The sequence below is a fragment of the Thermococcus sp. PK genome, assembly GCF_000430485.1.
GTDB classification, from domain to species: Archaea; Methanobacteriota_B; Thermococci; order Thermococcales; family Thermococcaceae; genus Thermococcus_A; species Thermococcus_A bergensis.
Genome location: NZ_KE387149.1, coordinates 768073 through 789885, shown reverse-complemented (window position 1 = coordinate 789885; position 21813 = coordinate 768073). Strand labels below are relative to the sequence as shown.

Below are 21813 nucleotides of genomic sequence, written 5' to 3'. Positions count from 1 at the left end.
CCCTCTCGATGGTGTAGCCGAGCTTTTTGTAAACACTATCCCTTTTCAGGCTCTACCATATTAAAATATGCACTGAACCCAATAATGGTCATCATAGCACCCATGAAGATAAGCAGAGTGAATATGTTAATTTTTTCTAATACGTACCCAAATAATGGAGGAGAGACTGCAATTGGAACAGACAGAATCACGTCATTAATCATTTTCACCTTTCCTCTCATCTCTTGAGGAGTATATATCTGGAGCCAGCTGGTAATGGGTATGTTCAGTATAGCCACAGAAACGCCCAGGATGAAGTTCATTGCTATCAGTATCAGCAGTATTAGCTCATATTGTCCAGATATTGGCTGTAATGATCCGAGTAGGAGCATCGCCACGCCCTCTCCCGTGATGCCCAAAACAAACAAGGTTTTTCTGTTTATCTTTTTGAGGGATAAAAGGAGAATACCTGCGATTATTACCCCCGCACTCGACCCTATTTTCATGAGTCCATAGACATATCCGCTTTTTTCTGGGAAGAGAACCTTCGCCAGCGCCGGCATTGTGATCATTATGGGGGCGGAGAAAAAGTTCATCAAAAGGCCGTAATACAGTATGCTCCGTATGAATCCGTTGGTTCCTATGAATACCATGCCCTCTTTCAGGTCTTTTAGTATGTTCCTGTTAGACCCCACCATCGGCTTTTGAGTTACTGCTATAGTCCCGATTATCGCTGCGGAAGCTAAAAATGACAGTCCGTCCACAAGGAGGGCGTTGATCTTTAGTGTGTTGTATAAAACCCCTCCAAGCGAGAATCCAATTATGTCCCCACCTTTGGACAGTGTAGTTAAAAGTGAATTAAACCTATCAATATCCTTTTCATCAACGATTTCAGGCACCAGAGCAAAAAAAGCGGGCCTAAAGAATGTTTCCGCAAAGCTCATCAGCACTGCCACAATTAACACCCAGATTTTGAAAAACTGGGGGTAACCACTACCTATGGGAATAATGCTCAAAACAAGGATTGCTCTCGATATATCTGAGCCAATAAGGAGGTATTTTTTGTTCATCCTGTCTGCAATAGCACCCGAGAACATCCCACAGACAATAAAAACTATCGTCTCGATTGAGAAGATCAAGCCCATAAAATATGTTGAGTTCGTGATATCTAAAACTATTAATGGCAAAACAATCGTTCTAACACCATCTCCAATTACAGAAAGAAAATATGCAAGGGATAAAAATAAAGCATTTTTCTTCTGTGTATTCCCCCTAGTATGCTCATCAAGTTCTAAATCCATAAGAAACATTAAGATTCTCCTTGAGCGTCGTCTTACCGGAGCCGTTCTCTCCGGCTATCACCACGAACTCTCCCCCGCGGATTGAGAGGTCTATACCCCTCAGCACCTCAACGTTTCCGAGGGATTTGGAGACGCCGGTTAGCCGGATTACCTCGCCGACCATGGGGTTCACCTTCCACCGGCAAGCCGGGATTTGGGATTGCAAGGAAGTGCCATTAACCTGGAAACTTCCGCCTATCTGCCATTGCTACATCTCCATTAAAACACCGGTGAATAAAAACAGAGCTACCAGATATTTATAATTTTTGTAAACCCGTGGTTGGTAACGTTTGATGGGGGAATTTCCGGAAAGCGGGTAAACCCCCAAAAGCTTCCTTCACGAAAAAGCCGAGTTGGGGGGTTTAATAAAGACCCCCTTACTCTTCACTCTTCCCGAGTCCCGAGGTCAATGTTCGTGCCCCTTGGCTCCCACTGCGCCCTTCTCCTTTGTCTTCTCCAGGTTCTCCCGGATTTTCTTGAACTCCGTGAGGCAGGTCGGACAGCAGAAGAAGTAGGCCCTGTTGCGGTACCTATAGACTATCGGCTCCCCAACGATTTCCTTTCCGCAGTAGTCGCACCTGAAGGGAACCTTTACCTTGGGTCTGAGCCTTTTTTCCCTGCTCTCAAGGATGGGCATTATTTCGAGGACTTCAACGCCCGTCCCCTCGATGACCCGCTTGAGGTCTTCCATGGTATTGACGGCGACTTTTATGAGGTACTTGGTGCTCGTGAAGCGGTTGATCTCAAATATCTCATCAAATTCATCCATCTTCTCCGGGTTTTCAGTTTTGACGATGAGAGCGATCACGTTGTGGGCCCTCTGAAGCTCCGGGTTCAGCCGTATGGTGTAGCCCTCGATTATTCCCTCCTTTTCAAGCTTTTCCAGCCTAGCCCTAACAGTCGGCCTGCTGACTCCAAGCCTCTCGGTCAGCTCGGATATGCTGAGCCTCGCGTCGTCCAGCAGGAGGTATATGAGCTTTAGGTCAAGGTCGTCCAGCCTGTTCATCATTAACACCTCACCTGCCGATGGGTTACCAAAATATAAAAAACATTCGACTGGACTTTACATTTTGGTATAAATAATGCCCATAAGTTTCATCACGAAGTAAATAATGGTGGTAAGTGTGAAGATAACCCTTAAAGTTAACGGCATGACGTGCGCCATGTGTGTTAAAACCATAGAAATGGCCTTGGCTGAATTAGATGGTGTGAGAACTGCAAAGGCAAACCTGAACAGTGAGACGGTTTTCGTTGATTTTGATGAGTCAAAGGTCAGCCTGAGCCAGATCATCAGGACGATAGAAGAAGTCGGGTACGAGGTGATAAGGGAGCGCAGGGATGCTGTGGTCAAAATCGGCGGCATGACCTGCGCGATGTGCGCTAAGACCGTTGAGAACGCGATAAAAGAGCTCCCCGGAGTCCTTGAGGTGAACGTCAACCTCGCGACCGAGACGGCCAAAGTGTCCTACAACCCCTCGCTTGTTGGTATTGAGGACATCAAGAAGGCCGTTGAGAGCGTAGGTTATCAATTCATAGGCGTTGAAGGAGAGGAAACTCATGACATCGAAAGGGAAGTGAGGGAAAAGCATATAAGGGAGATGAGGCGCAACCTCATAGTGGCCTGGAGCGTTGGGATACCCCTCTTTCTCTCCATGCAGCTGAAGAGGTTTGGAATTTATGTTGAAAACCTGATCTACATCCACTTCCTCCTAGCCACAGTTGCCATAGCCTACGCCGGCAGGGGAATCTTCAGGAAGGCCTACTCCTCGCTCAAACATAAAACCCTCAACATGGAGGTTATGTACGCTTTAGGTATCGGCTCGGCCTACCTGACGAGCGTCCTGGCGGCGTTTGGGGTGATCCCAAGGGAGTTCAACTTCTTCGAGGCGAGCGTCCTCCTTATGGGGTTCCTACTGCTCGGACGCTACCTTGAGGCGAGGGCAAAGGGACGGACGAGCGAGGCAATAAAGAAGCTCATGGGACTCCAGGCGAAGAAGGCAACCGTCCTGAGGGGCGGGAAGGAGATCGAAGTCCCGATAACCGAGGTCAAGGCCGGGGACGTGGTAATCGTAAAGCCTGGCGAAAGGATTCCAGTCGATGGAGTTGTCATCGAAGGGGAGAGCTACGTTGACGAGTCAATGATAACCGGCGAGCCCATTCCTAACTTAAAAAAGGCTGGAGATAAGGTCATCGGAGGAACCATAAACAAGAACTCCGTCCTTAAGGTTAAAGCGGAAAAAGTTGGAAGGGATACGCTCTTAGCTCAGATAATAAGGCTTGTGGAGGAGGCGCAGAACACCAAACCTCCAGTCCAGAGGTTGGCTGATACGGTGGTGACCTACTTCATCCCGGCAGTGCTCACGATAGCCCTTCTCTCCTTTGCCTACTGGTACTTCATAGCCGGCAAGCCATTGGTGTTCGCCTTTACAGCCCTGCTGAGCGTCCTCGTCATAGCGTGCCCCTGCGCCTTTGGATTAGCCACTCCAACGGCTCTGACTGTCGGCATAGGCAAGGGCGCCGAGATGGGGATACTCATCAAGAACGGCGAGGCCCTTGAGATAGCGAGGAAAGCAACGGTAGTGCTCTTCGACAAGACCGGGACGCTCACGAAGGGGAAGCCCGAGGTCACGGACGTGATAGCCTTCGGCATGGACGAAAGGGAGCTCCTGAAACTGGTGGCCTCGGCGGAGAAGCGCTCGGAGCACCCCCTTGGAGAGGCCATAGTGAGGAAGGCCGAGGAGCTGGGGATAGAGGTGGAAGAGCCGGAGGAGTTTGAGGCGATCACCGGAAAAGGCGTCAGGGCCAGAGTCCGCGGAAGAGAGGTTTTGGCAGGGAACAGGAGGCTTTTCGCTGAAAGCGGCCGCTCAATAGAGGGCATCGAGGAAGTCCTTCACAGGCTGGAAAACGAGGCGAAGACCGCGATAATAGTGGCTGTGGACGGCAGAACCGCCGGCGTGATTGGGGTTGCTGACACGATAAAGGAGGGCGCCAAGGAGGCCATTGAGGAGCTGCACAGGATGGGCAAGAAGGTCGGCATGATAACCGGCGACAACAGAAGGACTGCCAAAGCGATTGGAAAGGCCCTCGGCGTGGACTACGTTCTCGCTGAGGTTCTGCCCGGCGATAAGGCCAGCGAGGTCAAGAAGCTCCAGGAAAAGGGAGAAACCGTCATCTTCGTGGGAGATGGGATAAACGACGCCCCCGCACTGGCCCAGGCGGATGTGGGGATAGCGGTGGGGAACGCGACCGACATAGCGATGGAGAGCGGCGACATAGTGCTCGTGAGGAACGACCCGAGGGACGTCGTGAGGGCCATAAAGCTCAGCCAGAAGACGCTTTCAAAGATAAGGCAGAACATATTCTGGGCGATGTTCTACAACACCATACTGATACCCTTCGCGGCTGGGCTGGCCTATGTGCTCTTCGGCGTCCAGTTCCGGCCGGAATGGGCCGCCGGGGCCATGAGCCTTAGCAGTGTCAGCGTGGTCACGAACTCGCTTATGCTTAAGCGCGTTAATATCTGACAATCCTTTTATCCTTTGAAGGCAAAATAATGGTGGTGTTGGTATGATACTCGAATACGATGGAAAGGTTGATTTCAGCAGTGGAAAGGTCGTGCTCTGGTTTTCCATTCCAAGCTGCCCGCCCTGCAGGCTGGTTGAGACCTTCATTGAAGAGCTTGCTGACGAATTCAAGGATATTCGGATTATCCACGTACACGCTGAGAAGTGGGAAGACCTCGTGAAGAAATTCGACATTCTGAACGTTCCCACACTCGTTTATCTCAAAGACGGAAAAGAGATCGGAAGGCAGAACCTCATAAGGACAAAGGAGGAAGTCCTGCTGAAATTCGAGGAGCTTCACAAAATTTAGCTTCAAAGATATTTGAAGCTGTCAAAATTCTTTTAAATTTTTAAACGGAGCGTATTCTAGGTGAAAAACTATGAAAAGTCTGAAAGCGTTTTTCGGAATTTTGGTTTTGGCGATAGTTTTTGTGGGAGGGTACGTGATTAGCAACGCTAATGAGGAAAAATACATTACTCTAGAAGCCACTTTCAGAATGGGAGGAGCGGTTTACAAAGGCTATGAATTTGAAGGAAATACACTCGTCTTTAAGTTCGATCGGAGTGGAGACTTCTTTACACAGGCAATAGAGACAAAGGAGTTCACAACAGATAAAAAGCTTTCTCCGGAAAAGGTGATCATGGAGATAAACACCAACGGCAAAATAAAAAGGTACGAGGCAAAATTAATTGAAGAAGGGGAAGATATAGCCATTTACAAAGCCAGCGAGCTTTAGTCCTCTGGAACTCCCACGGGGAATATGTAGAGCGGCTCTCCTGGTACATCAAGCACTTTTTTAACTTCTTCATCTATAAAAGCTCCTACAGCAACTGTCCCCAGCTTCAAAGCGGTAACCTGCAGATAAATATTCTGCCCCATGTGCCCGGCATCTATGTGCACATACCTATACCCCCTCTCCCCGTATCTTCTTGTCGTCCTTTCGTAGTGCGCCACTATGATGATGTTTATCGGAGCTGTTTCTACGTGCCTTTGATTGAGACATGCTCTAGCGAGGGGTTTGCTCAAGTCCCCTTCGCGGATTAATTCCAGAGTATGGGCTTTGCCATCGTAGTGGTAAAGTCCCGGTTTAAGCCCTTCGACATTTGAGACTACTACATAAACTTCAAATGGATAGCAAGCACCTGCGCTTGGAGAAGTTCTTTTACCCCAGGCATTTATTCCATACGCGGCCCAGAGTATCTGGGAGACTTCTTCAAGGGTTAATGGCTCATCTTTGTATTTTCTTATGCTCTTCCTCAGGTTTATCGCTTCCTCAACACTCATCTCACCTTTAAGTCTCGGTGCAGGAAGTTCAACCTTCATGGCACATCCCAGAATTAATGACGGTGTCTTCATTGATTAGGGTTTTGGTGTTAAAAATAAAAAAGCTGAGAAGAAGTCACTACTCCTCAGCAAGCGTTGGGACTGCACTTCCGGCCTCGAATTCGGACGTGAACAGGTGTCTGGTTTTGTTGGCTATCCATACCAGACTCAGCATTATCGGCACTTCCTCAAGAACACCCACAACTGTGGCTAAAGCCGCCCCACTTTCGAGGCCAAATAGGGCTATAGCGACCGCCACGGCCAGCTCAAAGAAGTTGCTTGCCCCTATGAACGATGCTGGAGCTGCAACCTTGTGTGGAAGCTTCCAGAGCCACGCCCACCCGTAGGCTATAGCAAAGATGAAATAAGTCTGTATAGTCAGCGGGATCGCTATGAGGGCAATGTGGAGTGGGTTTTTGAGGATTATCTCTCCCTGGAAGGAGAAGAGTAGTATCAGCGTCAGCAAAAGGCCTATTATTGATACGGTGCTGAGTTTTGGAAGGAATTTTTCCTCAAACCACTTCTGCCCCCTAGTTTTCAGGATGTGCCTTCTTGAAAGGTACCCAGCTGTCAGCGGGATGACAACGAAGAGCACCACCGAGAGGAGGAGCGTGTCGTAAGGGACGGGAACCTTGTTGAGGCCCATTAGGAAGCCGACTATTGGAGCGAAGGCGAAGAGAATTATGAGGTCATTTGTTGCAACCTGCACGAGCGTGTAGAGCGGATCTCCATCTGCAAGATAGCTCCATACGAAGACCATTGCCGTGCAGGGAGCAGCACCGAGGAGTATTGCCCCAGCTATGTATTCTTTGGCAAGTGAGGGCTCGATTAGGCCGAGCTTCGATGAAAACAGCACCCCGATGAAGAGGGAGCTTATGAGGAACATGCTGAAGGGCTTTATCAGCCAGTTGGTCACCCAAGTGACGATTAGGCCCTTGAACATTTGCCCCTTGTGGACGCGCCTTATAGCGGAGAAGTCTACCTTAACCATCATGGGATAAATCATCGCCCATATCAAAATCGCTATGGGCATGTTAACGTTAGCTATCGTGAGCTTTGAGAGTGCCTGGGGTACTGTTGGGAAGAGCTTTCCGATGGCTATGCCCGCCATTATACAGAGAGCCACCCAGAGTGAGAGGTATTTTTCGAAGAAGCTTAACCCCTTTTTCTCGCCCATTTCCCGCACCCATTTGAGTTGAAGGAGTTTTCAAATAAAAGCCTTTTTAAAACCAAAGGTGAAAGTTCAAATGAAGTACACCTCATCCATATTGATATCTACAGATTATTGCGGAAAGATATTTAAAAGGGTCTCATAAGCTCTTTATGGTGAGAAAAATGGAGGAAAGGCTCATCCTCTTCGTCTGTGTTAAGAACTCAGCCAGAAGTCAGATGGCGGAAGCATTTTTTAATCACCTTAACGACGATTCGAGATTTAAAGCAATGAGTGCCGGAACGGAGCCGGCTGAGGAGATAGACCCTCTTGCGCGGAAGGTCATGGAGGAAATCGGGATTTCCCTTGAGGGGCAGTACCCGAAGCTCTACACCGAGGAGATGGCCGAGAGGGCTTACATAGTCATCACGATGGGATGCCTCGACAAGTGCCCCTACGCCCCTCCGGAGAAGACCTGGGACTGGGGATTAGATGACCCCTATGGAAAGCCAATAGAGAAGTACCGGGAAGTGAGGGACGAGATAAAATCCAGAGTCCTTAAGTTAATCCAGGATTTAAAAGCTGATAAAAGCAGGGACGAGATAATAGGAAGAAAGAGCCTCTTCACTCTCTGAATATTTCTCCCGTGACGAGGTCTATCCCGATTTTTCTAGTTTTTAGCTTCCAGAGCTTTTCCGGGGCGCCACCGCCTTCTTCTCTATACCCGGCCATCTCTATTATTCCGGCGTCCTCAAGGGCTGAGAGGTGGTAGTAGAGCGTTGAGCGGGGCATCTCAAGGCCCCTCTCTTGGAGGGCCTGATAGATTTCGTTCGTCCCCTTAACGCCATCGCTGAGAATCCTGATAATGCCTCTCTTTGGTTCTGCTAAAAGGGGCTTGAGGAGCATCATCAAACTTTTCAGATTTCTCATTTCTTCCATCATCCATCTTGGCACTCCCCTCACCGATTATGCTTAACCATTAAACCCTTATAAAATTACCGCTCTAGATGACTTTTGCTTAGAATATTATAGAAAACTTTATAAACAACATTGTGATATTATAGTTCAGAAAAACTGGATGTGGTTGAGATGCCGTTTGGAGTTCCCGGATGGAAGTGGAAGGTTGGAAGGTTTGGATATGTGATGGAAAAAGAGTCAAATTACGAGGAAATCAAGACAAAAGCAAGAGATCTGCTTGAGAAAGTTAGCAAAGGTGCTGCATGGAAGTGCCGTTGCGGAACCCTCCACGTCCCCTTGCTCATTGAGGGGGAAATAATTGGTGAGCTCTGGGAAGATGTTGACCCCAAAGAGGTGGAGATCGGTGCCTACTGGTTCGGGAGATGGGGTACCAAGGTCCAGCTCGTGAAGGACGGAAGGGTGGTGGGCTTTCTCTGGCTCGCTTGAGCCTTTTACCCAGCTCTGTCCAGCAATGCTTTTAAATGATATCGGATTCGAATCAATTTAGTTTCAAATGAAGAAAATATCATGATGAGGTGATGCATGTGTTCAGTAAGCTCGCGAACAACCTTAAGAAAAACCTGCTGTGGTACTCTCTCATAGCCATAGCCGTTGGGTGGGGCCTTGGATTGGTCTTCCCTGGCTTTGCTAAGGCCCACAAGGTATCTCTGAGCAACCTGACCACGGTGTTGGTTTTCCTCATGATATACCCGATGATGATAAACCTCAACCTCGAGAGGATACCCAAGGTGCTGAAGGAGCCGAAGCCCGTCCTTTTGAGTCTGGTGTACAACTTCGTTTTGACGCCGTTGATAGCCTTCCTTCTCGTTAAGGGCTTCATCCATGACACCAACTTAGCCCTCGGCTTTCTTTTGGTTATGCTCGTCCCCGGCTCATCCATGAGCATAGGCTACGCCGGTTTAGCCGGAGGGGACCTTGAAGTTGCTACGGTGGCGCTCGGCGTTAACTTCCTCCTCATCCCGATCATGCTCCCGCTCTGGATAAAGCTCCTCGGCAGTGCCTACAACGTCCCTGTTCCGCTCTCTCTGCTCCTGAGAACGGTCTTCATAGTCCTCATCCTCCCCATGCTCCTCGGCGACCTCACGAGGAGGTTCCTCACGAGAAAGCTTGGCAAGGAGAGGTTCCTTGAGCTGAAGCCGCTCTTTGGTTCGATAACAATGAGCACCATGCTCCTCCTCGTGGGACTGATATTCTTCATGAAGGCCCAGCTCCTGCTCAGCAAGTGGACCCTTCTCGTTGAGCTTGCTATTGTGAACACGGTCTATATGCTCATCATGCTCGGGGTCATAACGTGGCTGGACAGGGTTCTCGGCCTGAGCTACAAGGAACACATGGGGATAGCCTTCCTCAGCGTCGGGAAGAACAACGGAACGGCTATAGCGATAGCGACGCTCGCTTTCCAACCCCTCGTGGCCATTCCAGCGGCTACACTTCCAATATTCCAGATAATTTTCCTCATCCTCTATCTAAAGCTTGCGGAGGGGGTAAGGTGTCTCTTTGAGGCCTGCTTCAGGCTTAATGAGAAAAACAAAGCAGAAGCTCTTTAGTCCGCCGGTTTTACTATCTCCACATCTCCCTTTATCTTCTCCGCCCCGACCGTGTTGAAAACAGTTCCGTACTTCTCGGCAAGCTCTTTAACGCGCATGATCTTCTTCTCGTCTTCGTTAGTGAAGATGGTGATCTTGTAAGTTATCTCCTTCAATTGAGGCTCATCGAGCCCGCGCCAGCCCCTAACTTCAACCTCAAAGGCCTTCACGTCGAGGCGCATCTTTTTGATTAACCTCCCCCAGTTGACGGTTATACAACCGCCTATTGCCGCCAGGAGGTACTCCGTCGGGTTCGGGCCTTTGTTTTCCCCATCGGTGCCGGTGTCGATTTTGAATGTGAACTCTCTCACCTTTGCCTCGCTCCCGACATTGCCGTCCCACTTTAAGTGTGCAGAATACTCAAGACGCTCCATAGTATCACCGTTTTAAAATGAACGCCATCTCAAATAAAAGCCCGTTTCCATGCAGATCTTAACGTTCGAAAGTCTTTTATACTATCACTCAAGAGTTGAGAGTGGTGAGAGTGGAGATGATAAGGGAGCATCACCACAAAGACCTCAAGGGCAGAATGCTGTTTTCCTTCGTCCTCAACATAGTGACAACACTAGCTGAAGTCATCGGCGGCATTCTCTCCGGAAGCCTGGCCCTTCTGAGCGACTCCCTCCACAATTTCAGCGACTCAATGAGCATCCTCGTGAGCTATTTGGCCATAAAGATTGGCGAGCGCGAGAGGAACGAAAAGTACACCTTTGGGTATAAGAGGGCTGAGATTCTGGTCGCATTCGTTAACTCGGCCGTTCTCGTCGGTGTTGCCCTTTTCCTCCTTGTTGAGGCCTACAAGCGGTTTAAAAATCCCGAACCTATAAACGGGCCTCTTATGCTCGGCGTTGCTTTAATTGGTCTTTTCGCCAACTTAATCTCGGTTCTCCTGCTTCATGAGCACGCACACGAGAGCATGAACGTCCGCTCTGCCTATCTCCATCTATTGAGTGACACACTGTCTTCAGTCGCAGTTGTGACCGGTGGAATAGCTATCATAAAGTGGAACATCCTCTGGATAGATCCCCTCATCACAGTCCTAATCTCGCTCTACATCCTCCGTGAAAGCTACGAAATTTTAAAAGAGAGCGTTGAAGTGCTCATGGAGGCTTCACCAAATCTAAATTTTGAGGAGATAAAACGGGAAATTGAGAGCATCCCAGTTGTTAAGAATGCACACCACTTCCACGCCTGGAGGGTGGGAGAGAAGGAAGTCCACTTCGAGTGTCACGTTGAGGTTAACGATATGCCCCTCAGCGAGGCCCAAAAGCTCATAGATGATATTGCAGAGAGGCTAAAAAGGTTTGGAATAACCCACGTGACGGTTCAGCTTGAGGCTGGAAGGTGTAAGGACAAGAACACAATCTGCGGCGGTAAAGAGGAGTAAACGTCCTCTCGACACCTATGGACTGCCCCAAGGGAAAGGTGATACTTGGAGAGGGAGAGGTTAAAACAATCAAAGTGAAACCGGAAAAACGAGTAGAAGAAGCAATCAAGAGTCTCCGAAGTAGCTTATAGCCCCTGTTGGGCATATCCTTTGACAGCCTCTGCAGAACTCGACGCAGTTCTCAGGGTTCACTACCTTGGGCTTGCCCTCTGAGGCATCGTAAACCCCATGAGGGCAGAAGTTCACACAAGTCAGGCAGCCGGTGCACTTGTCATAGTCGATTATGGGGTACCAGTTCTTTGCCATTTTCATCCCTCCTGGCTATCAACACTCATAGCTTCCTCAATTGCTTTGATTGCCTCCTCTGTGGTCATGTTCCTGATCTCTATTCCTATGAATTTGTTCTCGTCAAATCCAAGCTCCTTAAACGTCCACCCGAACATCTTCTTCTGCATAACCGGGTCGCAACCGGCCACGAAGAGCTTCTCTATGTCTTCTCCATTCTTAAGCAGAACCCTCCAAAAGTTGTCACCGTCTGTAGCACATAGCTGGGGATGCAGAGCGACAAAATCAACTTTCTTCTCCCTTCTGAAGTGGTTTAAAATCTCGAACACGTTCATCTTTTGGAAAGATGGGCATGTACCTTGACAGACACAGAGTATGAGACCTTTCATGGGCATCACCAATATATCTGAAGAAAATTTCATTTAAAAAGATTTTCAGATGTAAAGGTTCTCAACCTATGGTTTAAGATTGAGCTTTATCCCCACCTTGTCTGCTATCTCTAGGGCGACTTTGAGGACGTCCTCATCGCTTATGTCGAGGGTGGGTTGCTTGGCTATCCCGAAGTCCGTGACAGTGAAGCTGTGGTCGATTTTTATTCCCGCTTTATCAATAACCTTTGTAGCGCACTTCATCGGGCAGCCATCGATAACGATTACCTTCTTCGCTCTCTTCCCTATGTCGAGGTGCATTTCTGAGCCGGCGGCAACCGCTGTGGTGCAGCATAAACGGGCGTTTTGGCCAGCATTGGTTAGTAAAACTCCAACCTCATGACCTATTTTCCCGACACTTGCAGCTCCCGAGCATGTGAATATTATGTCAAGGTTTTCAGCTTCTTTATGGCAACTCGGAAGAAACTTTGGTAATTTTTCCATGTCTATTACCTCAGACATTCTAACCACCTCATATCATATTAGAAAAATTTCATTTAAAATATTTTTCATATGTCTTTGTTTTAAACTACTGGTGTGAGGACAAAAATGTTCAGAAAACTTTAAATTTCCTTCACATGAGACCCCTTTGATATCCATGTTGGTTCTTAGAAACGTTACCTATTCCACAGATGGCAGAAAAATACTAGAAAACATCAACATGCGCTTTAAGGAAGGCATGAGTTATTCTATTTTAGGCCCGAATGGTGCTGGAAAATCCACTATAGCCTATATTTTGATGGGGGTTATAAAGCCAAGTGAAGGGAAGGTTTTGCTCGACGAAAGGGACATAACCGACCTGGGTATCACAGAAAGGGCTAAGCTTGGAATTACACTGCTCTGGCAGGAGCCAGCTCGTTATGATGGGATAACCGTTGAGGAATACCTCACGCTCGGAGGAAAACTGAATGTAGATACGAGGGATGTAAAGGGAGTTCTTGAAATCGTTGGACTGCCATATGAACTCTACTGTCACAGGTTTGTCGATAGGAGTCTTAGTGGGGGAGAAAGGAAAAGAATTGAGCTTGCATCTATTCTTCTCTTAAAACCGAAGTATGCTATACTCGACGAACCGGATTCCGGTTTGGATATAACAGCAAGTGATTTGATAGACAGAATTTTGGGGTATTTGAAAAAAGTTGGAACTACGGTAATTTTAATTACCCATCACGAAGAAATTGCAAAGAAAACGGACTTCAGTTATTTTGTTTGTGGTGGAAAAGTGGTGAGAAAAGGTTTCTCTGACGAAGTTGTTGAATATTATAAGAGGGCCTGTGGAAAGTGTCCCCTTTTGGAAGGGATGAGTGATGGTCATTAAGATCGATCGAGTAAAGGAATACGAAGCACTGGTGGAGATTTACAAAAAAGAGGGCCTTGATACCTCCTTATTTGGGGATAGGATAGCTGCGATAATTATAAGTGGAGACAAAATAATTGGATTAAACAACGTTGAAGGCGTTGAAATAGTCGGTGAGGAAATAGAGAACGGCGTTAAAGCTGAAGTGAGAATAGCAGATGGAACTGAACTCCCGTTCCCTATTCATCTATGCACCGGATTTTTAAAAGATGAGGGGTATCAGAGGGTAATTTTTGACATAACCATCGGAAAGAATTCTAAAGTTAAATTCCTCTCCCATTGTATTTTTCCCTATGCCAAGGACTTCACCCATGAAGCATACGCGAAAATCAGGATTGGTGAGGGGTCATCAGTTGTCTATGAAGATGAACACGTTCATGGGGAAGGCGTGAAAATGTTCAGCAAAACGGAGGTAGAAGTTGGGAAAAGAGGAAGGTACACGGGGAAGTTCTCATTAACTAAGCATCGAGCAAAGGATCTTAAACTTGAGATGACGGCTGAACTTGACGATTACGCTGTGACAGAGCTTGTTTCAAAAATAAAAGCTGTTAAAGACGATTCCGTGGAAGTTAAAGAGGTGGCATATTTGAAGGGAAGTCATGCAAAGGCGAATCTAAAGACCACAGTAATAGCCTTCGATGATGCAAGGGCAAATGTAATTAACGAGGCGTATGGCCTCGGGGACTACACGAAGGGGCACGTGGAGTGTCACGAGATTGTGAAGGGGAACGCTGATGTCCAAACGATTCCTCTGCTTCGTGTGAAAAACGATAAAGCAGAACTCACCCATGAAGCATCTATAGGGAGGATAAACGAAGCACAGCTGATGCAGCTCATGGCAAAGGGATTGACTGAGGAAGAGGCGGCGGAGCTGATAATCAAGGGGCTTCTGAGGGAATGATTTTTCATTTGGTTTAAAAACTGGAAAAAATGTTCATGCACTAAGTTTTTCTCTTGTTTTTATTTCGCTCTCTTTGATGAGGAACTTCTCTCCTTTTGCTTCTATGGCTCTGTAGTAGCTCGGGACGTAGAATATGGGAGTTCTCATGATAACACTCTCGTTAACCCAGCTTACTTCGGTTATTCCCTTTGGTTTGCCGTGTTTCACGATTTCTTCCCACACTCCCTTGTTTATCATACACCCTGGATCATCTCCAAGCAGATCCAAGGTATAGTGATAGGCTCTTGCCCTGCAACCTCCACATATGTTTCTATAGGGGCATGTCCTACATTTTCCTGTGAAGTTGTCTCTATCACGGAGGAAGTTCATGATTTTGCTCCCTTCCCATATTTGCTTGAAATTCTTCGTTCTCACGTTTCCCACTGGAAGCGGCAAGAAAACACATGGAACCACAGTTCCATCGGGTTCAATTCCTGCATAAATCCTTCCTGCTCCACACCCACCTATGAACTCTGCTAGAGTTTTAACAGCATTGTTCTCTCCAATGTAGAAGTGGGCGGGAGTGATGTTTTTGCCCTTGGACTCCATAAGGGTTATACGGGCATATTGGGGAGCTGTTGTTAGTATTTCAAATTTTCTCTTTTTCATTTGCATGTAAACCGCTTTCATGAACTTTTCACGTTCTTCGGGAGTTAGGTCAACATTTATCATGTCTTCAGCTCTACCTGTGGGTACCAGATTGAAGAAGATAACCCTCTTTACCCCGATGGTTTCTGCCAGGTCGAGAATATCGTCAATTTCTTGGAAAGTTTCTTTATCCATAACAACTGCCATTCCGTGGCTTACTCCAAGTTCAACGGCATTCTCAAGGGCTTTTATCGCACGCTCCCAGGCTCCAGGAATCCCTCTAAATTCGTCATGTTTCTTTGGATTCGCTGAGTCTATGGAAACTTCAACGTATTTCAAGCCAAGGTCAACTGCCTTTTTGAGATTCTCTTTATTGGCAAAAGTCCATCCGTTTGTTGCAACTGAAGTGTGTATTCCTCTAGAAGCGAGTTCTTTGACAACGCGGTAGAAGTGAGGATGAATGGTTGGTTCGCCCCCGCTCAGTGCCACTGCGGCAACTCCTGCCCTGTCCAGCTGATCCACTAATTTTATTTTTTCTTCAAGAGAGAGCTCGCTTGGTAAGGGCTTGTCGGCCCTCTGGTAGCAGTGCTTGCATCTAAAATTGCACATGTTCGTGAAGTTCCACACTATCAGGAAGGGACTGGCTAGACGCTGGGGAACGGTAACACCATACTTTGCTATGCCCTCAAGCACAACCCAAATTCCCCTTCTTATGTGTGGATCCCTTAAGAGAGCTTCTTTGACTGCTTCTTCATTCCCCCTCGCAATCTTGATACCAAGCTTTAAGAGGAGTTTGATAACATCAGCCTGAAATCTCACCGTTACGGGACATCTAATATTCTCACCAGCATAAAGAGCGAGAGCCCAATACAAAGCAGGCATCTCTCCCCCATTTATTTCGTATTTTTTTAGAGAAGGCTTTATAAGTTTCCTCGAAATAGGATTGCCCAGAATAAGCTTGAAAGCAAGGAGAGCACGTTTAATTTGGTCCTCGCTGTCTTCACTCATAATATCACCTCCCGGCAGTTTTATTAAAATTTCCAGAATGGATTTTACATTGAATTATAACGGCAAAATTTGAAAAAAGTCTCCTTATTCAATTAAAATTATGATTGCAAACTAATTATAATTAACCCCTCACATGTGCGGTAGATGTTTTCACGGAAGACATGGGAAAGAAAAGTGTTTTTAAAGCGGTCATTAACACCCATGCTCCCCGCATTCCCCTCCGTGCTCTTTTTCTCGCTCGATTTTTTCTTTCCAGTGTGGGTCAACCTCAAGAACCTGATGGATAAAAGCTTCTACTACATCCTTAATCTTTCCGTAAGCCCCGGTAACAACTTCGATGCCAAGCTGGTTGAAATAATCTATTGCTCTCCTTCCCATTCCGTAAGCTAGAACCACACTGCCGCCGTGTTCTTTCACAAAGTTAGGTAAATCTCCAGGGGCATGTTCATCGAAGGGGACTTCAACGACCTCTGCACCTTTAATCTGGTTTTCTTCCACATCCACGAAAACGAAGTATTTTGCCCTCCCAAAATGCCCGCTTACCTTGCTCTCTAAACCTTTATCATCTTCAGCCGGGATTGCAATCCTCATTTGCATCACCGAAAATGATTGAAATTTATGACATATAAACTTTGTGCATATGCACATTTTTATGGATATGAAATTCTTTTCTCCATTCAGTAAATATACGTCCCTTTGTTGCAACTGATGTGTGTACCCCAAAAGCAGGCTCTCCAACAATGCGGTAAAAGACGAGAGATTTCCAGCTTTCCCTCACTTTTTGCCACGTAATGGCTTATTGGTTTTCTGGTAGTTGCTTTAATGTCCGGTTAGAGAAAATACTTAAAAGAGCTATTTTCCTATGTGTGGGTAGGTGGTGTAAATGGATATCGAAGAAAAAATAGCACTGATAACGAGGAAGCCTACTGAGGAAGTGCTGACAGTTGAGAACCTCAGACATTTACTGGAAATTGGAATGCCACTGCAGCACTACATAGGATTTGAAATAAGCGGTTACATTCACCTTGGCACAGGATTAATGGCCGGTGCAAAGATAGCCGACTTTCAAAAAGCCGGAATAAAAACGAGGATATTCCTTGCGGACTGGCACAGCTGGATTAACGATAAGCTCGGGGGAGACCTCGAAGTCATACAGAAGGTTGCCCTAACTTACTTCAAGGAAGGTATGAAGCAGAGCATTAAGGTTATGGGCGGCGATCCAGATAAGGTAGAATTCGTTCTGGCCAGCGAGATTTTAGAGAAAGGAGATTACTGGAGGACAGTCATTGATATTTCAAAAAACGTCACCCTGGCAAGAATGCTACGCTCTATAACAATTATGGGAAGACAGATGGGAGAGTCAATTGACTTCGCAAAGCTAATCTATCCGGCCATGCAGGTTGCGGATATTTTCTACCAGGGAGTTAACATAGCTCATGCAGGAATGGATCAGAGAAAAGCCCATGTCATTGCTATTGAGGTTGCAGAGAAGCTAAAGTATCATCCGCTTGTTTGGAACGGGGAGAAGGTAAAGCCCATCGCTGTTCACCACCACCTCCTCTTAGGCCTCCAGGAGCCTCCAAAATGGCCAATTGAAAGTGAGGAGGAGTTCAAGGAAATCAAAGCGGCAATGAAGATGAGCAAGAGCAAACCCTATTCGGCCGTCTTCATCCACGACAGCCCAGAAGAAATAAAACAAAAACTTAGAAAGGCATTCTGTCCGGCAAGAGAAGTCAAATACAACCCGGTGCTTGACTGGGCTGAGCACATAATCTTTAGAGAAGAACCAACGGAGTTCACAATTCACAGGCCGGCCAAGTTTGGAGGAGATGTGACGTATACAACATTCGAAGAACTCAAGAAGGACTTTGCCGAGGGCAAGATACACCCACTTGACCTAAAGAATGCGGTTGCTGAATACTTAATAGAGCTACTCAAGCCCGTTAGGGAGTACTTTGAGAAGCATCCTGAGCCCTTAGAACTCATGAAAGAAGTACAGATAACAAGATGAGCCTTTTTCTTCTTTTAAAATTTGAACAGAATGGTGCGGGGGCGGGGATTTGAACCCCGGAACCCCTACGGGACGGGACCCTGAATCCCGCGCCTTTGACCAGGCTCGGCAACCCCCGCGCGTTAGTAAATGAATTCCAAAGGGCTTTTAAATCTTTCTAATCCACATGGCCCACTCGCAGTTTAATCTTCAAGCCATATTTCTATTCTCTGCACTCCCTTTCCCGCACTTGAGCGTTTGAGCTTTTTTATATGTCCTATCTCCTTAATGTCCTTCACATGTGTCCCTCCGCATGGGAGGATTTCAAAGTCCCTGATTTGGGTTAGCCTCTTCTCCCCTTCCCACCAGATTTTGACTTCTCCACCCTCATCAACATAGCGGTTAAAGAGTTCGATTATTTTTTCTTTGTATTGATTGAGGTTTTCAGGATATCTTAAATCGTATCTTCCCTTTTCCGGGCTCATGCCGCTTCCATGTAACTGCCAGTTTCCTTTTCCAAGAACTTCATTGAAAACATGGTCTAAGAGGTGCAGTGCTGTATGGATTCTCATAAGCTTATAGCGCCTCTCCCAGTCGAGTTTTAATTCCACTTCGTTTCCAACGCTGAAGGGACTCGAATCTTCTACGACGTGCCACACATTCCCGCTTTCATCTCTGTAGACGTCTAAAACTCTAACTTCATTTATAGTGCCCGTATCGTGGGGCTGTCCCCCTCCGGTTGGATAGAATATGGTCTGGTCTAAAAGCAAGGCATTCTCCTTTATCTGGATTACCTTTGCCTTAGCTTCCTTCAAATATGCATCCTCATAGTAGAGTTTTCTCGTCATTTACACCACCTAACAAAATAATAGAAAAAGAGAAATTAAAAACCTAATGCTACCTTTTCTTCAGCATGAAAATAGCTACACCCACCAAAATTACCGCTCCCGCTACTCCGGCTATCTGGGTAGTCGTTAAGTTGGTTCCTTCCGATGACAGCCTGTATCTGATGTAACCTCTCTCAACGTCCCCTACAAGGGAATACACGTCTTCAAATGGGGCACCGTATCTTACGAATACGTTGGCCGTTATTAAAATCCTGTTCCCATCAACTTTTGTGGAAAGGAAATACGTGTTTCCTTTGACTTCTCTGCTTATGTTCTTTGGCACCTCAACAATTTCCGCTTCCGGCGGGAGGATGAATTCAATTTTTAGGCTCTGGTTTATTTCGTTCTGAGCTCTATATCCCAGTTGTGAAGGATTTAGAAGTGTTGGATCAAAGGAATATTCGTAGGTTCCATTTATCAACTTGGTAAAGTTTTTCAGTAGGTAGTTGGTCTCTATTGTCAAGGGCCCTTCTTTGTCCAAGCCTAATATGCTTGCATTTGCGTCTTCCACGGTCATCCCTTGAGCTACCATCCCCTGAAGATAGTTTTGGAGGATCAGACCGGTAACATTCTCCGCCCCCATAAGGTTTATTTGAAGCTTTATGAATTCTACTTGCTCTTTTGGTTCAATGTAGGTATCTCTTATGAATAACTCGGTAGTCCCATCATCTAAAATCTCCGCCCTTAGATACTGCTCAGTCTTTACTGATTGATATGTTTCTTCTCCTTCATAGGGGGTTGTGTAGCGAATGTAAAATGCATTGTAATCACCGAAGAGTGCTCTGAATCCTTCTGGAGAAAGGTTTTCTTCCAGGTAAATATCAGAGCCTATGATGACTTTATTACCTTCCACTTTTGACGTTACGGAGAATTTGCTCTGGCCGAATTCCTTTGCGTACGCTTGGGGGTATTCAACCAGCTCCGCCCCTTCAGGGAGCTCTATAATAAACGTGCTGTGAAGTTCCATTTTTTGAGAAAGTCCAGTGTCTGGAATTTGCATAGCTCCATATCCCCTAGTCGGGTCAACTATTATTTCCCAGTAGTCGTCATATGAATAGTACTTAGCAAACTTTTCTGCATACGCTGTAAAAACTACCGTGAAGTTATCTTCCTTAATGCTGACCAGTTTGAACGTTTGGTTTTTAGTCTTCACTCCTGTGTTTTTTAAACTGGCGATATAGCTGCTCAGCTGCTCTTCCTCAAATTTTGCTATTGCTTCTTCTTCGGTAAGGTTTGTTTGATTTAATATGCTGGCAATCTCTTCTTGTATCTTGTCTTTTGGACCCAGGATAGAAGTCACTACCGTTATTTGAGCATCCCCGTTTCGAAGCACCCCAACTTTGAGCGTAAATTCCTCCTTATAATAATCTATAGCCTCCACCTGAACAAAAGAAAGGCCCAAAAGTAAAATTATCAAAAAACTTCCTAACCTTTTCATTTTTATCCCTCAATGTTTTTTGTTCCAAAAACTAAATGGTGATAGAGTATTTAACTCTATTCATCGATAACGCTGAAAAAGAGAGTGAAAAGAAAAATCACCACTTACTTTCGTCGAGTTCTCCTTCAGTTTTTGCAACTATTGTTGTTCCTGCCAAGTCGCCGGTAACGTTGACCATTGTTCTGCCCATATCGAGGATGGCGTCAATTCCGAGTATCATTGCATAAGCTAAAGCCACCGCACTTCCGGGCTCTAGCGGCAATCCAACGCTTTCCAGGACCATTGCGAGCATTATAGCCCCAGCTCCAGGCACACCTGCGGTTCCAATTGAAGCCAAAACTGCTGTGATCACTATTACAAGCTGCTGGGTGAATGGCAAGGGCTGTCCGATCGCATTGGCAATGAACATCGCACAAACACCCTGGTATAAAGCGGTACCGTCCATGTTGATCGTAGCACCCAATGGAAGTGTAAATGAGTAAATGCTCTTTGAAACTCCCAGGTTTTCCTCTGCAACACGCATTGTTACCGGTAAAGTACCGCTTGAGCTCCTTGTGACGAATGCAGTGATCATTGCATCCTTAGCTTTATTTAGGAACTTGACCAAGTCTAGGCCAAAGACCTTAAGGAGTAGTCCATAGACGAACACTATTTGAATTACCAGACCAAGGTAAACCGCCACTGTAACTTTTGCCAGAGGCCCAACAACTTTTACCCCTTGGGTTGCTAGAACGTAGGCTATCAACGCAAAAACACCTATTGGTGCATACTGCATTACTCCCCTAACGATTTTGTACATAGCTTCTGCCAGTCCATCGAAGGCATTGTAAAGGGTTGTTGCTGAGTTTTTGATCCTCTCGTTTTCGCTGTTCATAAGGTAGCTGAGGGATATTCCCAGGACAATGGCGAAGAATATTGTTGGCAAGACATCACCATTTGCAAGGGCTGCAAAAGGATTCGTGGGCACGATGTTTAGGAGAGTCTGCACGAGGGACGGAGCCTGCGCCTCTATTGCCTTTCCTTCCCCTGCACCGAGCTCAAGTCCAATGCCCGGCTTGAAGATGTTTGCCATTAAGAGCCCTATGAAGACTGCGAAGGCTGATGTTGCCATATAGTACAGCACTATCTTTATACCTACCCTTCCAAGCCTCGCTGGACTTATGCTCGCGGCACCGACGACCAATGAGGCCAGAATGATTGGCATCACTAGCATTTTCAAGAGTCTAACAAAGAGGTCACCGAGGGGTTTTATTGCAGTCGCTGCTTCAGGGTGCCCACTAGACCCCACTACCAACCCGTAAATTGCACCTAAGATCAATCCAATAAATATCTTTCTTAAAATTGAGTATTCAAGATACCTTCTTAACAACCTAATAAATATCTTTCTCAAAATTGTTAACAACCGTTCTGCCTACCCGTAAAGTGTGTGTAGGGTGTTAATTTCATAACGGGTAGGCTTCCAGCCTCCCGTCTTCATTGGCTGGCTTTCGGGGGGAACGGAGACTCCCCACATCTTCAAGGCTCTCGACAGTCCCCATTCGGGCTTGACAAACCCCACATTCTGGGAACTGCTTCACCACAAGGA

25 protein-coding genes and 1 tRNA gene are annotated in these 21813 nt (G+C 46.6%); 10 read left to right on the top strand and 16 right to left on the bottom strand.

The genetic code is table 11. The features are described from left to right. Positions 1-35 precede the first annotated feature (35 nt). The 3 genes from THEPK_RS06300 to THEPK_RS06290 form a co-directional block, all read right to left on the bottom strand. Positions 36-1289, bottom strand: coding sequence for an MFS transporter (locus THEPK_RS06300; protein ID WP_042699656.1), 1254 nt, complete (start codon positions 1287-1289; stop codon positions 36-38). After that, positions 1264-1443 carry an ATP-binding cassette domain-containing protein gene (locus THEPK_RS06295; protein ID WP_042699654.1) on the bottom strand — a complete coding sequence of 60 codons (180 nt, stop codon included), beginning with the start codon at positions 1441-1443 and terminating at the stop codon, positions 1264-1266. Before THEPK_RS06295 ends, THEPK_RS06300 begins: the two co-directional genes overlap by 26 nt. A gap of 282 nt (positions 1444-1725) precedes the next feature. Beyond that, on the bottom strand, positions 1726-2325 hold the full coding sequence (locus tag THEPK_RS06290) for a TRASH domain-containing protein (protein ID WP_042700661.1): 600 nt from the start codon (positions 2323-2325) through the stop codon (positions 1726-1728). 118 nt (positions 2326-2443) lie between these two features. On the opposite strand from THEPK_RS06290, the gene THEPK_RS06285 reads away from it, so the two are divergent. The 3 genes from THEPK_RS06285 to THEPK_RS06275 all read left to right on the top strand — a co-directional run bounded on the left by THEPK_RS06285 (position 2444) and on the right by THEPK_RS06275 (position 5619). Beyond that, positions 2444-4843 (top strand): heavy metal translocating P-type ATPase, encoded by a 2400-nt coding sequence (locus tag THEPK_RS06285; protein WP_042699652.1) that lies wholly within the window; start codon positions 2444-2446, stop codon positions 4841-4843. Positions 4844-4886: 43 nt separating this feature from the next. Then, the gene (locus THEPK_RS06280; protein WP_042699649.1) at positions 4887-5192 is read left to right on the top strand and encodes a thioredoxin family protein; all 306 of its coding nucleotides are present in this window, start codon (positions 4887-4889) and stop codon (positions 5190-5192) included. Positions 5193-5262: 70 nt separating this feature from the next. Then, entirely contained in the window at positions 5263-5619 is a 357-nt protein-coding gene (locus tag THEPK_RS06275; RefSeq protein WP_042699646.1) for a hypothetical protein, read from the top strand. Here the strand turns inward: THEPK_RS06275 and THEPK_RS06270 are convergent. Both THEPK_RS06270 and arsB read right to left on the bottom strand, forming a co-directional pair. Then, positions 5616-6206, bottom strand: a complete 591-nt coding sequence (locus THEPK_RS06270; RefSeq protein ID WP_042699643.1) for a SagB/ThcOx family dehydrogenase — start codon at positions 6204-6206, stop codon at positions 5616-5618. The genes THEPK_RS06275 and THEPK_RS06270 overlap by 4 nt on opposite strands. A gap of 79 nt (positions 6207-6285) precedes the next feature. Beyond that, the gene (gene arsB, locus THEPK_RS06265) at positions 6286-7383 is read right to left on the bottom strand and encodes an ACR3 family arsenite efflux transporter (protein WP_042699640.1); all 1098 of its coding nucleotides are present in this window, start codon (positions 7381-7383) and stop codon (positions 6286-6288) included. A gap of 158 nt (positions 7384-7541) precedes the next feature. Here arsB and THEPK_RS06260 point away from each other — a divergent pair, with 158 nt between their 5' ends. Beyond that, the gene (locus THEPK_RS06260; RefSeq protein WP_042699638.1) at positions 7542-7991 is read left to right on the top strand and encodes an arsenate reductase ArsC; all 450 of its coding nucleotides are present in this window, start codon (positions 7542-7544) and stop codon (positions 7989-7991) included. Here THEPK_RS06260 and THEPK_RS06255 read toward each other — a convergent pair. Then, a complete protein-coding gene (locus THEPK_RS06255; RefSeq protein WP_042699635.1) occupies positions 7981-8310 on the bottom strand; it encodes an ArsR/SmtB family transcription factor in 330 nt (109 codons plus the stop codon). The genes THEPK_RS06260 and THEPK_RS06255 overlap by 11 nt on opposite strands. Positions 8311-8445: 135 nt before the next feature. Here THEPK_RS06255 and THEPK_RS06250 point away from each other — a divergent pair, with 135 nt between their 5' ends. Together THEPK_RS06250 and THEPK_RS06245 are read left to right on the top strand one after the other, a co-directional pair. Beyond that, positions 8446-8760 (top strand): hypothetical protein, encoded by a 315-nt coding sequence (locus THEPK_RS06250; protein WP_042699631.1) that lies wholly within the window; start codon positions 8446-8448, stop codon positions 8758-8760. Between the two features lie 92 nt (positions 8761-8852). Beyond that, the gene (locus tag THEPK_RS06245) at positions 8853-9881 is read left to right on the top strand and encodes an arsenic resistance protein (RefSeq protein ID WP_042699628.1); all 1029 of its coding nucleotides are present in this window, start codon (positions 8853-8855) and stop codon (positions 9879-9881) included. On the opposite strand, the gene THEPK_RS06240 is transcribed toward THEPK_RS06245, so the two are convergent. Then, positions 9878-10294 carry an OsmC family protein gene (locus tag THEPK_RS06240; RefSeq protein WP_042699624.1) on the bottom strand — a complete coding sequence of 139 codons (417 nt, stop codon included), beginning with the start codon at positions 10292-10294 and terminating at the stop codon, positions 9878-9880. The two genes, THEPK_RS06245 and THEPK_RS06240, sit on opposite strands and share 4 nt — an antisense overlap. Before the next feature lie 116 nt (positions 10295-10410). On the opposite strand from THEPK_RS06240, the gene THEPK_RS06235 reads away from it, so the two are divergent. Then, positions 10411-11307: a cation diffusion facilitator family transporter gene (locus THEPK_RS06235; RefSeq protein ID WP_042699620.1), complete on the top strand. Its 897-nt coding sequence runs from the start codon at positions 10411-10413 to the stop codon at positions 11305-11307. A 105-nt stretch (positions 11308-11412) separates the two neighbouring features. On the opposite strand, the gene THEPK_RS06230 is transcribed toward THEPK_RS06235, so the two are convergent. From THEPK_RS06230 to THEPK_RS06220, 3 genes are all read right to left on the bottom strand, one after another. Then, complete coding sequence (locus tag THEPK_RS06230; RefSeq protein WP_042699618.1) at positions 11413-11613, bottom strand: ATP-binding protein; 201 nt, start codon at positions 11611-11613, stop codon at positions 11413-11415. A gap of 2 nt (positions 11614-11615) precedes the next feature. After that, complete coding sequence (locus tag THEPK_RS06225; RefSeq protein ID WP_042699615.1) at positions 11616-11981, bottom strand: hypothetical protein; 366 nt, start codon at positions 11979-11981, stop codon at positions 11616-11618. Positions 11982-12047: 66 nt separating this feature from the next. Further along, on the bottom strand, positions 12048-12482 hold the full coding sequence (locus tag THEPK_RS06220) for a putative zinc-binding protein (RefSeq protein WP_052315899.1): 435 nt from the start codon (positions 12480-12482) through the stop codon (positions 12048-12050). A gap of 136 nt (positions 12483-12618) precedes the next feature. Between THEPK_RS06220 and THEPK_RS06215 the strand changes: the two genes are divergently transcribed. Both THEPK_RS06215 and THEPK_RS06210 read left to right on the top strand, forming a co-directional pair. Continuing rightward, the gene (locus tag THEPK_RS06215; protein ID WP_042699611.1) at positions 12619-13338 is read left to right on the top strand and encodes an ATP-binding cassette domain-containing protein; all 720 of its coding nucleotides are present in this window, start codon (positions 12619-12621) and stop codon (positions 13336-13338) included. Further along, a complete protein-coding gene (locus THEPK_RS06210) occupies positions 13328-14278 on the top strand; it encodes a SufB/SufD family protein (protein ID WP_083965043.1) in 951 nt (316 codons plus the stop codon). The genes THEPK_RS06215 and THEPK_RS06210 overlap by 11 nt, the downstream gene beginning before the upstream one ends. A 33-nt stretch (positions 14279-14311) precedes the next feature. On the opposite strand, the gene THEPK_RS06205 is transcribed toward THEPK_RS06210, so the two are convergent. Together THEPK_RS06205 and THEPK_RS06200 are read right to left on the bottom strand one after the other, a co-directional pair. Continuing rightward, positions 14312-15913 carry a radical SAM/SPASM domain-containing protein gene (locus tag THEPK_RS06205; protein ID WP_042699609.1) on the bottom strand — a complete coding sequence of 534 codons (1602 nt, stop codon included), beginning with the start codon at positions 15911-15913 and terminating at the stop codon, positions 14312-14314. 192 nt (positions 15914-16105) lie between these two features. Further along, positions 16106-16504, bottom strand: coding sequence for a NifB/NifX family molybdenum-iron cluster-binding protein (locus tag THEPK_RS06200; protein WP_042699606.1), 399 nt, complete (start codon positions 16502-16504; stop codon positions 16106-16108). A 292-nt stretch (positions 16505-16796) separates the two neighbouring features. Between THEPK_RS06200 and THEPK_RS06195 the strand changes: the two genes are divergently transcribed. Next, positions 16797-17924 (top strand): tyrosine--tRNA ligase, encoded by a 1128-nt coding sequence (locus tag THEPK_RS06195; RefSeq protein ID WP_042699604.1) that lies wholly within the window; start codon positions 16797-16799, stop codon positions 17922-17924. 31 nt (positions 17925-17955) lie between these two features. On the opposite strand, the gene THEPK_RS06190 is transcribed toward THEPK_RS06195, so the two are convergent. From THEPK_RS06190 to THEPK_RS06175, 4 genes are all read right to left on the bottom strand, one after another. After that, positions 17956-18043: transfer RNA gene (locus THEPK_RS06190), tRNA-Leu, on the bottom strand. 63 nt (positions 18044-18106) lie between these two features. Further along, a complete protein-coding gene (locus tag THEPK_RS06185) occupies positions 18107-18751 on the bottom strand; it encodes an alanyl-tRNA editing protein (protein WP_042699602.1) in 645 nt (214 codons plus the stop codon). 49 nt (positions 18752-18800) lie between these two features. Continuing rightward, on the bottom strand, positions 18801-20228 hold the full coding sequence (locus THEPK_RS06180) for a hypothetical protein (protein WP_042699599.1): 1428 nt from the start codon (positions 20226-20228) through the stop codon (positions 18801-18803). A gap of 97 nt (positions 20229-20325) precedes the next feature. Then, positions 20326-21603 (bottom strand): dicarboxylate/amino acid:cation symporter, encoded by a 1278-nt coding sequence (locus THEPK_RS06175; protein WP_042700654.1) that lies wholly within the window; start codon positions 21601-21603, stop codon positions 20326-20328. Positions 21604-21813: the final 210 nt, after the last annotated feature.